This window comes from Streptomyces purpurogeneiscleroticus (assembly GCF_020024005.1).
GTDB lineage: Bacteria > Actinomycetota > Actinomycetes > Streptomycetales > Streptomycetaceae > Streptomyces > Streptomyces purpurogeneiscleroticus.
Map to the genome: position 1 here is coordinate 16,851 of NZ_NHSG01000404.1, position 13,929 is coordinate 30,779.

Annotated in this window: 12 protein-coding genes and 3 tRNA genes; 9 read left to right on the forward strand and 6 right to left on the reverse strand. The window is 69.1% G+C overall.

From position 1 onward, the window contains the following. The first annotated feature begins 35 nt into the window (after positions 1 to 35). Entirely contained in the window at positions 36 to 950 is a 915-nt protein-coding gene (locus CCS38_RS29800; protein WP_223736447.1) for a phosphoribosylaminoimidazolesuccinocarboxamide synthase, read from the forward strand. Positions 951 to 1,010: 60 nt separating this feature from the next. Here CCS38_RS29800 and CCS38_RS29805 read toward each other — a convergent pair. The 4 genes from CCS38_RS29805 to CCS38_RS29820 all read right to left on the reverse strand — a co-directional run bounded on the left by CCS38_RS29805 (position 1,011) and on the right by CCS38_RS29820 (position 1,919). Beyond that, positions 1,011 to 1,083 (reverse strand) — tRNA-Gly (locus CCS38_RS29805). Between the two features lie 177 nt (positions 1,084 to 1,260). Further along, positions 1,261 to 1,333 (reverse strand) — tRNA-Gly (locus tag CCS38_RS29810). A gap of 75 nt (positions 1,334 to 1,408) precedes the next feature. Then, positions 1,409 to 1,480: transfer RNA gene (locus CCS38_RS29815), tRNA-Gly, on the reverse strand. 118 nt (positions 1,481 to 1,598) lie between these two features. Next, positions 1,599 to 1,919 carry a histone-like nucleoid-structuring protein Lsr2 gene (locus CCS38_RS29820; RefSeq protein ID WP_223736448.1) on the reverse strand — a complete coding sequence of 107 codons (321 nt, stop codon included), beginning with the start codon at positions 1,917 to 1,919 and terminating at the stop codon, positions 1,599 to 1,601. 326 nt (positions 1,920 to 2,245) lie between these two features. Here CCS38_RS29820 and purS point away from each other — a divergent pair, with 326 nt between their 5' ends. From purS to purM, 6 genes are all read left to right on the forward strand, one after another. Continuing rightward, positions 2,246 to 2,515, forward strand: coding sequence for a phosphoribosylformylglycinamidine synthase subunit PurS (purS, locus tag CCS38_RS29825; protein ID WP_223736449.1), 270 nt, complete (start codon positions 2,246 to 2,248; stop codon positions 2,513 to 2,515). Then, complete coding sequence (purQ, locus tag CCS38_RS29830) at positions 2,512 to 3,192, forward strand: phosphoribosylformylglycinamidine synthase subunit PurQ (RefSeq protein ID WP_223736450.1); 681 nt, start codon at positions 2,512 to 2,514, stop codon at positions 3,190 to 3,192. Before purS ends, purQ begins: the two co-directional genes overlap by 4 nt. Continuing rightward, positions 3,189 to 5,438, forward strand: coding sequence for a phosphoribosylformylglycinamidine synthase subunit PurL (purL, locus tag CCS38_RS29835; RefSeq protein ID WP_223736451.1), 2,250 nt, complete (start codon positions 3,189 to 3,191; stop codon positions 5,436 to 5,438). Before purQ ends, purL begins: the two co-directional genes overlap by 4 nt. Before the next feature lie 79 nt (positions 5,439 to 5,517). Continuing rightward, positions 5,518 to 6,309, forward strand: coding sequence for a maleylpyruvate isomerase family mycothiol-dependent enzyme (locus CCS38_RS29840; protein WP_223736452.1), 792 nt, complete (start codon positions 5,518 to 5,520; stop codon positions 6,307 to 6,309). Between the two features lie 352 nt (positions 6,310 to 6,661). Next, a complete protein-coding gene (gene purF, locus CCS38_RS29845) occupies positions 6,662 to 8,218 on the forward strand; it encodes an amidophosphoribosyltransferase (RefSeq protein ID WP_030258990.1) in 1,557 nt (518 codons plus the stop codon). A gap of 33 nt (positions 8,219 to 8,251) precedes the next feature. Beyond that, positions 8,252 to 9,325 carry a phosphoribosylformylglycinamidine cyclo-ligase gene (purM, locus tag CCS38_RS29850; protein ID WP_223736453.1) on the forward strand — a complete coding sequence of 358 codons (1,074 nt, stop codon included), beginning with the start codon at positions 8,252 to 8,254 and terminating at the stop codon, positions 9,323 to 9,325. Positions 9,326 to 9,424: 99 nt separating this feature from the next. Here the strand turns inward: purM and CCS38_RS29855 are convergent, their stop codons facing one another. Further along, complete coding sequence (locus CCS38_RS29855) at positions 9,425 to 9,682, reverse strand: DUF3073 domain-containing protein (RefSeq protein ID WP_031050486.1); 258 nt, start codon at positions 9,680 to 9,682, stop codon at positions 9,425 to 9,427. A 323-nt stretch (positions 9,683 to 10,005) separates the two neighbouring features. Further along, positions 10,006 to 11,151 (reverse strand): Leu/Phe/Val dehydrogenase, encoded by a 1,146-nt coding sequence (locus CCS38_RS29860; RefSeq protein ID WP_223736454.1) that lies wholly within the window; start codon positions 11,149 to 11,151, stop codon positions 10,006 to 10,008. A gap of 273 nt (positions 11,152 to 11,424) precedes the next feature. Between CCS38_RS29860 and CCS38_RS29865 the strand changes: the two genes are divergently transcribed. Together CCS38_RS29865 and bldC are read left to right on the forward strand one after the other, a co-directional pair. Continuing rightward, positions 11,425 to 12,261, forward strand: coding sequence for a DUF8083 family protein (locus CCS38_RS29865; protein ID WP_223736455.1), 837 nt, complete (start codon positions 11,425 to 11,427; stop codon positions 12,259 to 12,261). A 626-nt stretch (positions 12,262 to 12,887) separates the two neighbouring features. Then, positions 12,888 to 13,094: a developmental transcriptional regulator BldC gene (gene bldC, locus CCS38_RS29870; RefSeq protein ID WP_003949541.1), complete on the forward strand. Its 207-nt coding sequence runs from the start codon at positions 12,888 to 12,890 to the stop codon at positions 13,092 to 13,094. Positions 13,095 to 13,929 lie beyond the last annotated feature (835 nt).

Consider the following 13,929-nt stretch of genomic DNA (forward strand, 5'->3'; position numbering starts at 1 on the left):
GGAACGACTCCTGGATCAACCTACGCGGAGGCAGCGTGTCCGGATTCGTTGAAAAGCCCGAACCCGTGGAGGTGCCGGGCCTGGTCCATCTCCACACCGGCAAGGTGCGCGACCTCTACGAGAACACCGACGGCGACCTGATCATGGTCGCCAGCGACCGCACTTCCGCGTACGACTGGGTGCTGCCCACCGAGATCCCCGACAAGGGCCGGGTCCTGACTCAGCTCTCGCTGTGGTGGTTCGACCAGCTCGCCGATCTGGCGCCCAACCACGTGCTCTCCACCGAGGTCCCGGCCGGCGCCCCCGCCGACTGGGCGGGCCGCACCCTGGTCTGCAAGTCCCTCCAGATGGTCCCGGTCGAGTGCGTGGCCCGCGGCTACCTCACCGGCTCGGGCCTTAAGGAGTACGAGGAGACCCGTACGGTCTGCGGCCTCGCGCTCCCGGAGGGCCTGGAGGACGGCTCCGAGCTGCCCGCGCCGATCTTCACCCCGGCCACCAAGGCCGAGGTCGGCGAGCACGACGAGAACGTCTCGTACGAAGAGGTCGCCCGCCAGGCCGGCGCGGAGACCGCGGCACAGCTGCGCCAGGCGACTCTCGCGGTGTACAGCCGGGCCCGGGACATCGCCCGCGAGCGCGGGATCATCCTGGCGGACACCAAGTTCGAGTTCGGTTACGCGACGAACGAGGACGGCACACGGACGCTGACCCTCGCCGACGAGGTGCTGACGCCGGACTCCTCGCGCTTCTGGCCGGCCGACCAGTGGCAGCCGGGCCGTGCCCAGCCGTCCTTCGACAAGCAGTTCGTCCGCGACTGGCTGACCTCGCCGGCCTCCGGCTGGGACCGCACGAGCGAGCAGCCGCCGCCCCCGCTGTCGGCGGAAATCGTGGAGCAGACCCGCGCGAAGTACATCGAGGCGTACGAGCGGCTCACCGGCCACAAGTGGTCCTGAGGGCAGGCCCGCACACGAGAAAAGGCCCCGGTCGCGATGACCGGGGCCTTTCCCGTACGGAGCGGACGACGAGGCTCGAACTCGCGACCTCAACCTTGGCAAGGTTGCGCTCTACCAACTGAGCTACGTCCGCCTGCCCGGCGCCGAAGCGCGCGGTGCGGGAACCACTATAGCCAACCGCGCGGGGTGCTTGTGCCGTCCTGCGGGCGACGGGAACGGAATGTGGCCACGGCCACAGATCAAATAAAAGATCGCGCAGGCGGGAAAAGCAGAAGGCCCCGGTCATCGCGACCGGGGCCTTCTTTCCCTGAGCGGACGACGAGGCTCGAACTCGCGACCTCAACCTTGGCAAGGTTGCGCTCTACCAACTGAGCTACGTCCGCATGCATCCGTCCGGCTTTCACCGAGCGGCGCGACAGCTACTCTACCTGATCCGGAGGACTGGTCGAGACTGTCAGAGCGGGTGACAGGGATCGCACACTGCGCCTCCCCCTTGGAAAGGGGGCGCTCTACTACTGAGCTACACCCGCGTGACTCCTCGGGGCCCGGCCTTTCGGCCTCGCCCCTCGGCGTGCTCCAGACTTTAGCTGATCAATGGGGGTGCAGCGCAAGTCCGCTGCCGGCAGGGGCTGCCCGCCGGCACCGGACTCAGCTGTTGGCGGCCTCGAACGCCTCGTAGACCTTCTTCGGGATGCGGCCCCGCGGGGGCACCTCCATGTGGTGGGAGCGGGCCCAGGCCCGTACGGCGGCAGGGTCTGCCGCGACCGGGGTGTGCCGGTACGCCTTGCCCGACCTCGCGCGCTTGCGGCCGGCCTCGACGTACGGAGCGAGCGCCTCGCGCAGTTTCTTCGCATTGGCGGGATTGACGTCGATCTCGTACGTCTTCCCGTCCAATCCGAAGGCGACCGTCTCTGCGGCTTCTCCGCCGTCGATGTCATCGGAGAGCGTGACTACTACGCGCTGCGCCACGGATATCGGTCCTTTCGCGTGGCATCTCCGTGCTGACATGGGGAGATGCCACAGATCCGGATGTCTGGGATCAATGCTTTTTCATTTGTACAGCGATGAGCAATGCATTGTGAAGCCCAGTTAATTTCCTCAGCGTGTCATCGCGCAATCGGGACTGCCGATCTTTTCGAGGATTTTTCCCGGGTGTTCACAACCGCCGATACCGGTACGTGATCGGCCGAGTACAGATCTATGCGCGTAGATTTTTCGGCAAGGTACTGTGAAGGAACCGAGTCGGGGTCCGGGGTGTCCCCGGATAAACCCAGCCGCACCACACAAAACCGGGAGTGCCAGTGGCACGCGTCGTAGTCGACGTCATGCTCAAGCCCGAGATCCTCGACCCGCAGGGACAGGCGGTGCAGCGTGCACTGCCGCGTCTGGGCTTCGAGGGCATCTCCGACGTACGTCAGGGCAAGCGTTTCGAACTCGAGGTGGAGGGCCCGGTCGACGAGGCCGCCCTCGACCGCATCCGCGAGATGGCCGAGACCTTCCTCGCCAACACCGTCATCGAAGACTTTGCCGTACGGGTCGACGAGCCTGCCGGGGCCGGCTCATGAGTGCTCGGGTCGGAGTCATCACCTTCCCCGGCACGCTGGACGACCGCGACACCCAGCGCGCCGTCCGGCTCGCCGGGGCCGAGGCCGTGCCGCTGTGGCACAAGGACAAGGACCTCAAGCAGGTCGACGCCGTGGTGCTGCCCGGCGGCTTCTCCTACGGCGACTACCTGCGCGCCGGTGCCATCTCCCGCTTCTCGCCGGTCATGGACACCGTGATCGAGCAGGCCAAGGCGGGCATGCCGGTCCTCGGTATCTGCAACGGTTTCCAGGTCCTCACGGAGACGCACCTCCTGCCCGGTGCGATGCTGCGGAACAACCACCTCCACTTCATCTGCCGCGACCAGAAGCTGCGGGTGGAGAACGCCGGTACGGCGTGGACGGCGGACTACACCGCCGGCCAGGAGATCAGCATCCCGCTGAAGAACATCGACGGCCGCTACGTCGCCGATGAGCGCACCCTCGACGAGCTGGAGGCGGAGGGCCGCGTCGCCTTCCGGTACCTGGACGTCAACCCCAATGGCTCGCTGCGGGACATCGCCGGCATCACCAATGCGGCCGGCAATGTCGTCGGCCTCATGCCGCACCCCGAGCACGCCGTCGAGCCGCTGATCGGTACGGGCCGTACCGACGGCCTCGGATTCTTCACCTCGATCCTGAAGAAGTTGGTCAACGCATGACGCTGGACACGGTCAAGCACGCCGCCGGGACGCCCGACGTCGACCAGCCCTGGGCCGAACTGGGCCTGAAGCAGGAGGAGTACGAGCGGGTCCGCGAGATCCTCGGCCGCCGTCCCACCGGCGCCGAGCTCGCGATGTACTCGGTCATGTGGTCCGAGCACTGCTCCTACAAGAGCAGCAAGGTCCACCTCCGGCAGTTCGGCGAGAAGGCCCCGGAGACCGACGCGCTGCTCGTCGGCATCGGCGAGAACGCCGGCGTCGTCGACGTGGGCAACGGTTACGCGGTCACCTTCAAGGTCGAGTCGCACAACCACCCCTCGTACGTCGAGCCGTACCAGGGCGCCGCGACCGGCGTCGGCGGTATCGTCCGCGACATCATCGCGATGGGCGCCCGCCCGGTCGCCGTGGTCGACCCGCTGCGCATGGGCGCGGCCGACCACCCCGACACCAAGCGCGTCCTCCCGGGCGTCGTCGCGGGCATCGGCGGCTACGGCAACTGCCTGGGCCTGCCGAACATCGGCGGCGAGGTCGTCTTCGACTCCTGCTACCAGGGCAACCCGCTGGTCAACGCCGGTGCCATCGGCGTCATGCGGCACGAGGACATCCACCTCGCCAAGGCGTCGGGCGCGGGCAACAAGGTCATCATGTACGGGGCCCGGACGGGCGGCGACGGCATCGGCGGCGCCTCGATCCTGGCCTCCGAGACCTTCGACGACAGCAAGCCGTCCAAGCGCCCCGCCGTCCAGGTCGGCGACCCCTTCCAGGAGAAGCTGCTCATCGAGTGCACCCTGGAGGCATTCAAGGAGAAGCTGGTCGTCGGCATCCAGGACCTGGGTGCCGCCGGAATCTCTTGCGCCACCAGCGAGCTGGCGTCCAACGGCTCCGGCGGTATGCGCGTCGAGCTGGACGACGTACCGCTGCGCGACTCCACGCTCTCGCCGGAGGAAATCCTCATGAGCGAGTCGCAGGAGCGCATGTGCGCGGTCGTGGAGCCGGAGAAGGTCGACCGCTTCCTGGAGATCTGCGAGAAGTGGGACGTCACGGCCACCGTCATCGGTGAGGTCACCGACGGCGACCGGCTGGAGATCTTCTGGCACGGCGAGAAGATCGTCGACGTCGACCCGCGCACGGTGGCCCACGAGGGCCCGGTGTACGAGCGCCCGTACGCCCGCCCCGAGTGGCAGGACACCCTGCAGGCCGACGACGCCGCCAAGCTGGCCCGCCCGGCCAACGGCGACGAGCTGCGCGAGCAGGTCCTCAGGCTGGTCGCCTCGCCGAACCAGGCGTCCAAGTCCTGGATCACCTCCCAGTACGACCACTTCGTGCAGGGCAACACGGTGCTGGCCAGCCCGGAGGACTCCGGGATGATCCGCATCGACCCCGAGACCGGGCTGGGCGTGGCGATCGCCACCGACGGCAACGGCCGCTTCGCGAAGCTGGACCCGTACCACGGTGCGCAGCTCGCGCTCGCCGAGTCGTACCGGAACGTGGCGGCCACCGGCGCCAAGCCGCTCGCCGTCTCGGACTGCCTGAACTTCGGTTCGCCCGAGGACCCGGCCGTCATGTGGCAGTTCGCCGAGGCCATCCGCGGTCTCGCGGACGGTTGCCAGCAGCTGGGTACGCCGGTCACCGGCGGCAACGTCTCGCTGTACAACCAGACGGGCGAGGCCGCCATCCACCCGACGCCGGTCGTCGCCGTGCTCGGCGTGATCGACGACGTGGCCCGCCGTACGCCGGTCGCCTTCGCGGAAGAGGGCCAGCTCCTCTACCTGCTCGGCGACACCCGCGACGAGCTGAGCGGCTCGGCCTGGGCGCAGGTCATCCACGACCACCTGGGCGGCCTGCCGCCGGAGGTGGACCTGGAGCGCGAGCGGCTGCTCGCCGAGATCCTGATCTCCGCCTCCCGCGACGGCATGATCGACGCGGCGCACGACCTGTCCGACGGCGGACTGGTCCAGGCCCTGGTGGAGTCCTGCCTCAAGGGCGGCAAGGGCGCCCGGGTCGTCATCCCCGACGGCCAGGACCCCTTCGTCACGCTGTTCTCCGAGTCCGCGGGCCGCGCGGTCGTCTCGGTACCGCGTAGCGAGGAGCTCCGCTTCACCGACATGTGCGGTGCGCGCGGCCTCCCGGTGACCCGCATCGGCGTTGTCGACGGCGATGTCCTCGACGTGCAGGGCCAGTTCAGCATCCCGCTGAGCGAGCTGCGCACGGCGCACGAGGAGACGATCCCGGGCATCTTCGGCTGATCGCTCCACCCGTCACGGGCGGTGGCCCCGCCGGAGAAATCCGGTGGGGCCACCGCCCGTTGCCGTTAGGCTCGCGCTCATGCCACCGGCCAAGAAGCGTCCCCGCAAGTACGACCCCGCCAAGACCCGGGCCGCGGTGACGGCGCAGTTCGCTCATGTACGTGAGGCCGTACGGTCCTTCGGTCCCGAGGAGTTCGCGCGGCCGACGCGGCTGGGGGAGTGGACCGTACGGGAGCTCGTCGTGCACCTCTCCATGGCGCTGGAGCACGTCGCGGCCAATCTGGAGCGGCCCGCGCCGGCGCGGCAGGAGATGACGCTCGCCGAGTGGCCGTTCGCCACGGCAACGCACGCCGAGAAGATCGACGAGTACGTGCGGAAGGCGGCGGCCGAGCAGGACCCGGTCGCGCTGCTGGACCGGGCCGCCGAGCGGTACGCCACGCTGGTGTCCGGCGCCGCCGACGACCGGCTGCTGCCCCTCAGGGCCGGGGCGATGCGGCTGGACGAGGTCCTGGTGACCCGCTGTGTCGAGCTGGTCGTGCACACCGATGACCTGGCCGCGGCGACCGGTACGGAGATCCCGTTCGACCGGCAGGCGCTGGCCGCCGCGACGCGGCTGCTCGCCGACGCGCTGGCGGAGAAGGCGCCGGGCGGCTCCGTGGAGGTACGGGTGCCGCCCTTTGCCGTCGTGCAGTGCGTGGCGGGGCCGCGGCACACCCGCGGCACCCCGCCGAACGTCGTGGAGACCGACCCGCTGACGTGGCTGCGGCTGGCGACCGGACGTACGACCTGGGCCGAGGCGCTGGCGGACGCGGCGGTCAGCGCGAGCGGCGAGCGGGCCGATCTGGGGGAGTACCTTCCGGTGCTGTCCTGAAAGCCCCGCATTTGCCGGCGGCCCCTATTTGCTGAAGGGAAAGGCGTGGCGGACGCGCCACGGATTCGCCGCCGAAAGACCGCTAAATGCCGACTCGTCACCCGGCCGGTCCGTCAATGGCGCGGAAGTGACGCTTCTCACCCGTTGTGAGCTGCGGATAAGCGTGCGGTGATCATCCCGGCCGGCGCGGCGTTCACCGCAGAGGCCGACATGACCGTGCCGCACCAGGAGCTATGGCTTCCGCGCGGCCTTGAATTCGATCGCTGTCCGTGTGTTCACGTCAAGCACATCGTGCAGGTTCACGGCCATCCCCGGTTCGGATGAATCCCGTACCTGCCCTAGACTCATTGATGTGCGTGGTGACGGACGACTCAACCACGACCTGCTCCCTGGTGAGAAGGGTCCCCAGGACGCCTGCGGCGTCTTTGGTGTCTGGGCCCCGGGAGAAGAGGTCGCCAAACTCACTTATTTCGGGCTGTACGCGCTGCAGCACCGCGGGCAGGAGTCTGCGGGCATCGCAGTGAGCAACGGCTCACAGATCCTGGTCTTCAAGGACATGGGGCTCGTTTCCCAGGTCTTCGACGAGACCTCCCTGGGCTCTCTCCAGGGCCACATCGCCGTGGGCCATGCCCGCTACTCCACCACCGGTGCGTCCGTGTGGGAGAACGCCCAGCCGACTTTCCGTGCCACCGCGCACGGCTCGATCGCGCTGGGCCACAACGGCAATCTGGTGAACACCGCCGAGCTGGCCGAGCTGGTTGCCGAGCTGCCCCGCGAGGGCGGCCGCGCGACGCAGGTCGCGGCCACCAACGACACCGACCTGGTGACGGCGCTGCTGGCCGGCCAGGTCGACGAGGACGGCAAGCCGCTGACCGTCGAGGAGGCCGCGCCGCGCGTCCTCCCGAAGGTCAAGGGCGCCTTCTCGCTGTGCTTCATGGACGAGCACACCCTGTACGCCGCCCGTGACCCGCAGGGCATCCGCCCGCTGGTCCTCGGCCGCCTGGAGCGCGGCTGGGTGGTCGCCTCCGAGACCGCGGCGCTGGACATCTGCGGCGCCAGCTTCATCCGGGAGATCGAGCCCGGTGAGATGGTCGCCATCGACGAGGACGGCCTGCGCGCGACCCGCTTCGCCGAGGCCCGCCCCAAGGGCTGCGTCTTCGAGTACGTCTACCTCGCCCGTCCCGACACGGACATCGCGGGCCGGAACGTGTACCTCTCCCGTGTGGAGATGGGCCGCAGGCTGGCCGCCGAGGCGCCCGCCGACGCCGATCTGGTGATAGCGACTCCCGAGTCCGGCACGCCGGCAGCGGTGGGTTACGCCGAGGCCAGCGGTATCCCGTTCGGCTCCGGCCTGGTCAAGAACTCCTACGTCGGCCGGACCTTCATCCAGCCCTCGCAGACCATCCGCCAGCTGGGCATCCGCCTGAAGCTCAACCCGCTCAAGGAAGTCATCCGCGGCAAGCGCCTGGTGGTCGTCGACGACTCGATCGTCCGCGGCAACACCCAGCGCGCGCTGGTACGGATGCTCCGCGAGGCCGGCGCCGCCGAGGTCCACGTCCGGATCTCCTCCCCGCCGATCAAGTGGCCGTGCTTCTTCGGCATCGACTTCGCCACCCGCGCCGAGCTGATCGCCAACGGTCTCTCGGTCGAGGAGATCGGCAAGTCCCTGGGTGCCGACTCGCTCTCGTACATCTCCATCGACGCCATGGTCGAGGCGACCACGATCGCCAAGCCCAATCTGTGCCGCGCCTGCTTCGACGGCGAGTACCCGATGGAGCTGCCCGACCCGGAGCTGCTCGGCAAGCACCTGCTGGAGTCGGAGACCGAGGGCCGGACGTCGTCCGACGTGGACGGTGTGCAGACGCTCACCGCCGGGGTCGGCGGCGCCGACGCGCTGCGTCGCCCGTAGAACCCCTGCAAGACGACACGAAAGCTCTCAGCCATGTCTGCTGAATCTCCTGCCGGTGCCAGCTACGCGAGCGCAGGCGTCGACATCGAAGCGGGCGACCGCGCCGTCGACCTCATGAAGAAGTGGGTCAAGAAGGCCACCCGCCCCGAGGTCGTCGGCGGGCTCGGCGGCTTCGCCGGCCTCTTCGACGCCTCCGCGCTCAAGCGGTACGAGCGCCCGCTGCTCGCCTCCGCGACCGACGGCGTGGGCACCAAGGTCGACATCGCCCGCAAGATGGGCGTGTACGACACGATCGGCCACGACCTGGTCGGCATGGTCGTGGACGACCTGGTCGTCTGCGGCGCCGAGCCGCTGTTCATGACCGACTACATCTGCGTCGGCAAGGTCTTCCCCGAGCGTGTCGCCGCGATCGTGAAGGGCATTGCCGAGGGCTGTGTGCTGGCCGGCTGCGCGCTGGTCGGCGGCGAGACCGCCGAGCACCCGGGCCTGCTGGGCGAGGACGACTTCGACGTCGCCGGGGCCGGCACGGGCGTGGTCGAGGCCGACCGCGTGCTGGGCGCGGATCGTATCCGTAAGGGTGACGTGGTGATCGCCATGGAGTCCTCCGGTCTTCACTCGAACGGGTACTCGCTCGTTCGCCACGTGCTCTTCGACCGCGCCGGCATGGACCTGGAGCGGGAGGTCGCCGAGTTCGGCCGCACGCTGGGCGAGGAGCTGCTGGAGCCCACCAAGATCTACTCGCTGGACTGTCTGGCGCTCACCCGCACCACCGACGTGCACGCCTTCTCGCACATCACCGGCGGCGGCCTCGCGGCCAACCTCGCGCGGGTGATCCCGGACGGGCTGCACGCCACCGTGGACCGCTCCACCTGGACCCCCGGGGCGATCTTCGACCTGGTCGGCACGGCCGGCTCGGTCGAGCGCCTGGAGCTGGAGAAGACCCTGAACATGGGCGTCGGCATGATGGCCGTCGTTCCCCAGGAGTCGGTGGACGCGGCGCTCACCACTCTCGCGGACCGGGGCGTTGCCGCCTGGGTCAGCGGCGAGATCGTCGAGCGCGGCGACCAGGCCGAGGCCGTGGCCCTGACCGGTGACTACGCAAGCTGACGCAGGCCCCGCACGGCAGCAGGGCAGCACAGAACCCGGTCCGGGCGATGCCCCGGACCGGGTCCGTGATGCTGCTGTTGCCTTGAGCGCGCGGCGGCGTCAGGCGCGACGACGCTGGTCGGACGAGTCGCCCTCGTCCTCCTCATCGTCATCGTTGTTGTACAGGTCGGCGTACCGTGCGTACGGGTCGTCGTCCTCGTCATCCTCGAACGGCTCACCGTTCGGCGGCTGCTGTGCCGGCTGTTGCGGCGATGCACCCAGCTCTTCGGCCAGGCGTGAGAGATCAGTCCCACCGCTGTTGTACTTCAGCTGGCGGGCGACCTTCGTCTGCTTGGCCTTGGCCCGGCCGCGCCCCATGGCTCGACCCCCTCAACGACGGGGCTCGACGGCCCCAGAGTCTTGACACGCGTTCATGATTCAGAGCGGACTCTCGACGGAGAGTCCGGCCCGTAGGGCTTTAACGGTACCTGCTTCCGCGGCCATACGGTACGTCGCCCGCACCACCGGCCGCCCGGCATGACTCGCGGGACGCCCCGTACCCGCTGGTCAGCTGCGATTTTAACGTGTCACGTCCGGCGACCCGCCGGTGGGTGGTGAGGGATGTCTCCTTCACCGCCCACCGAACGTGTCACTGTAGGAACCCCACGGTCACCGTCGGCGGCCGCGGAGGGTGGCGCCGGTCACTTGGAGCGTGCCTCCGCCATCCGGAGCTCGGCCAGCCGGTCCGCCGCCGCGGCCGGCGGAATGCCGTCCGCCTTCGCATTCGCGAATATTGAAAGCGTCGTGTCGAAGATCTTCCCGGCCTTGACCTTGCACCGGTCGAAATCAAACCCGTGAAGCTCGTCCGCCACCTGGATGACACCGCCCGCATTGACCACATAGTCGGGCGCGTAAAGGATTCCGCGGTCGGCGAGATCCTTCTCCACGCCCGGATGCGCGAGCTGGTTGTTGGCGGCGCCGCAGACCACCTTCGCGGTCAGAACCGGTACGGAGTCATCGTTCAGCGCGCCGCCCAGCGCGCACGGCGCATACACGTCCAGGCCCTCGGTACGGATCAGCGCCTCGGTGTCGACGGCCGCGCGGACCTGCGGGTGGGTGGCCAGAATTCGCTCCACCGATTCGGCCCGTACGTCCGTGATGACCACCTCTGCGCCGTCGTCGAGCAGGTGCTCGACGAGGTGGCGGCCGACCTTGCCGACGCCCGCGATGCCCACCTTCCTGCCGCGCAGGCTGGGGTCGCCCCACTGGTGCTGCGCGGCGGCGCGCATGCCCTGGAAGACGCCGTACGCGGTGAGGACGGAGGAGTCGCCGGCGCCGCCGTTCTCGGGCGAGCGGCCGGTGGTCCAGCGGTTCGTCCGGGCGACGACGTCCATGTCCGCGACGTACGTGCCGACGTCGCAGGCCGTGACGTAACGGCCACCGAGAGAGGCGACGCAGCGGCCGTAAGCGAGCAGCAGTTCTTCGGTCTTGACCACATCGGGATCGCCGATGATCACGGCCTTGCCGCCGCCGTGCTCCAGGCCCGCGAGCGCGTTCTTGTACGACATGCCGCGGGAGAGGTTCAGTGCGTCCAGCACGGCCTCCTCTTCGGAGGGGTACGCGTGGAAGCGGGTGCCGCCCAGGGCCGGGCCGAGCGCGGTGCTGTGGATCGCGATCACGGCCTTGAGGCCGCTGGCGCGGTCCTGGCAGAGCACGACCTGCTCATGGCCGCCCTGATCGGTCCGGAACAGGGTGTGCAGGACACCGTCGTGCGTGTGGCCTGCGGAAACCCCCGGCACGGAGTGCTCGGAGGAAGGACGTACGTCGGTCACTGTGGTGACTCCCATAGTCGCGGTGGACGCCCTCGGGTCGTTCCCCCCGCTTGTGGCAGGGGAAGCGGGGGGAGGGCCGGTCGGGGGAAGCGTATGACCTTCGATGCCCGTTGATCGGCACAGTGCGGAGGATCACCCCCTAGTGGGGGATGGGCATGGGACGATTTGCGCATGCCGGGCCGCTCGCCGGGGGCAACTCCCGGCGGTCTGCTCCCCCTTGGCAGACTCCTCTGCGGCGGACTTCCTTGCGGTCCTGCGGAGAGGGACCGACAGAAGAATGGAGCGGGCGTGGCCTTGGCGTCGTCGGTGATGGTCCCGTATGCGGCGTATCTACGGGTCTACGAACCGCTGGCAGCGTTCCCCGAGCCGGAGCGCGCCCACTGGGCGCAGTACGCCAAGCGGGACGCCGTGCCCACCGCCCAGGACGAGCTGCGACGCTCGCTGGCCGATCTGCTGGCGACCCCGCCCGTCCCGGTCCCCGTGCACGAGAGCGCCGACGCCTTCATCGCGGTCGTGGACGGCGTGACGTGCGTGTGCCCCTGGCGGACGCGGCTGCGCGGCTGGCAGGCGCTGGAGGAGCTGCCCGAGCGGCTGCCGGCGCCGGTACTGGACGCCGCCCTGCCCCCGGTCGTCCGCCGGCAGGCCGCCGCCGACTACGAGCGGTGGCTGGATCTGAACCCTGACGCGCGCCCCTGGATCCGCACGGCGACCTGGCACGTACCGGTGCGCTGGTTCGTGCTCTTCGACGACGCGGAGCGGGAGTACACGAAGAGTGACCAAGGGCTCGTGCTGCGTTACCGCACGCCGATGGTGGAGGCCAGACGCCGGGTCGCGCGCGGGCTGCGCACGCTGCGGGACGCCCTCGAGGAGGGCCCGCTCATCGAGGGCCTGGTAGATGTGGGGCGCTGGCTGGAGGAATTCCACCCGCGCGCCCTCGTGGAGCTGGACTACGGGGGGCTGGTGCACGCCGTCCCCGAGGGGCAGCTCGCCGAGGACCATTCCGCCGCGGAAGTGGCGGAGGGGCTCACGGCGCTGCGCGAGGGGGACGGGGAGCGTGCCGGCGCGGCGTACGAGAAGCTGTCGGACCGCTGGCGCGCGGTCCGGGAGCGGCAGTACGCGAGCTGACCGCGGGCTTGGGTGATCATTTTCGGAGGCACGTGTCGTGATGACGCGCGCCTCCGTTGTGCGCCCCCGGCGGGCGTACCGGCGCATGCCTACGGGTGGTGGGCTGCAGGCGATCCCTGTGCGGTGGTTGAGGGTTTTCTGTGCGGTGCGGTGTGATCACGGTGCGGTGGTTCGGATGTAGGGGACGTAGGTCCCGATCCGGTCTTTTCGCACAACAGTGACCTAAAGCACTGACTTCGGGCCTTGCCACCAACTACCACCCTCGTGCCAAAATAGGACAAGGAGCCTGACTGGGGCCCCTTCCGTCCAACTAAGGGCGGATAGATCGGTATTGCACTCCTTGGTGGGACTGGTGACGCCTGGTCACGTTGTGACTGATCGTCACAGGGGCGTGACTGTCCGCTATGGCACGGTCCATCGGCTTCCGCCGAGGTTGAACACCTGAGAGGGCAATTCCATCGGTTTGGCCGACGCGGCTGGACAGATGGTGTAGTTGTAGTGCCGAGGACAAGCCGTTCGTCCTATAACCGACTCGGCCCGCGTCCGCCATTTCGGGCAACGCGGGTCAAGGTGCAGAATTTAGAGGAAAGAACCGTGATGGTTCGGTTCTCCCGAGGAGGCCGCTCATGACCGCTCGCACCCCTGACGCCGAGCCGCTGCTGACCCCTGCCGAGGTTGCCACGATGTTCCGTGTCGACCCCAAGACGGTGACCCGTTGGGCCAAGGCAGGCAAGCTCACGTCCATCCGGACTCTCGGTGGACATCGGCGCTACCGCGAGGCTGAGGTCCGCGCACTGCTGGCGGGCATCCCGCAGCAGCGCAGCGAGGCCTGAAAACACGCATGACCGGGCATTTCCGGGTCCCCCAACCCGCGATATGCCCATAGAGCACCACAAAGCTCCATATGACGAGGCGCCTGCCCCAACAGGCGCCGCACCTTCGCAACATGGGTACGTCATCGATCGCGCTGGACTCCGCCGGGTCCAGCGCGATCTTTTTTGTGCGCTCATGAGCCCTTGGGTCGCTCGCCCGCCCCCGCCGGCCGGGCGTGTCGCTGACGCTGTGTGTGCAGGCAGGGGCGTCGCCGATGGTCACCGCCCACGGGGGTCCGGAACTGCGGCCCCGTACCCAGCGGTACGGCCGAGGGGGGCGCCGGATGGGCGGTGCAATTGCACATATTAAATTGACTGCCTGTAGGCGGGGCGTAAGTTCCACCGATCCCAAAAATCGTGCGGTGACACCCGTCACAGCCGTCAGTGGTTGTCCCATTGACGGCCGCTGCGGTAGTGCACTGCGGTCAGCCCGCTTCTCAACAGCCTCTCACCGCACGGGCGATGAGGGAGGCGTCATTGGTCACCTCGGCAGCGGACTTTCGTCCTCGCTGAAGATCGCGGGCGCGGAAATGGCGACGCGGGGGGCTGATCGCGGCACCGGTGGCCGCGAAAAAGCCGTCACGCGCCGCGTACGGGCCGCGGAGGCGTCCCCGGGCGCCGAAGAGCGGCCGGCGCGTGGCGCGGCCGCTGACGCCCCCGCAGAGACGATCTTGGTCGCCGGGTCCTCCGGAGAGTGCCCGAGCGCCGGTCGCAGGGCTGTCGGCAGACCGGGCAGAGCGCAGAGCCGGGTCGCGTGCCGGAAGTCCGCGGGGGGAGGGCGGGCGTGCGCGGCGGG

What these genes read in the sequence shown, in the direction of transcription:
- purQ (WP_223736450.1), top strand. Translation starts at nt 2,512, where the DNA reads ATGAGTGCTCGGGTCGGAGTCATCACCTTCCCCGGCACGCTGGACGAC.
- purL (WP_223736451.1), top strand. Translation starts at nt 3,189, where the DNA reads ATGACGCTGGACACGGTCAAGCACGCCGCCGGGACGCCCGACGTCGAC.
- CCS38_RS29840 (WP_223736452.1), top strand. Translation starts at nt 5,518, where the DNA reads ATGCCACCGGCCAAGAAGCGTCCCCGCAAGTACGACCCCGCCAAGACC.
- purM (WP_223736453.1), top strand. Translation starts at nt 8,252, where the DNA reads ATGTCTGCTGAATCTCCTGCCGGTGCCAGCTACGCGAGCGCAGGCGTC.
- CCS38_RS29855 (WP_031050486.1), bottom strand. Translation starts at nt 9,682, where the DNA reads ATGGGGCGCGGCCGGGCCAAGGCCAAGCAGACGAAGGTCGCCCGCCAG.
- CCS38_RS29860 (WP_223736454.1), bottom strand. Translation starts at nt 11,151, where the DNA reads ATGGGAGTCACCACAGTGACCGACGTACGTCCTTCCTCCGAGCACTCC.
- bldC (WP_003949541.1), top strand. Translation starts at nt 12,888, where the DNA reads ATGACCGCTCGCACCCCTGACGCCGAGCCGCTGCTGACCCCTGCCGAG.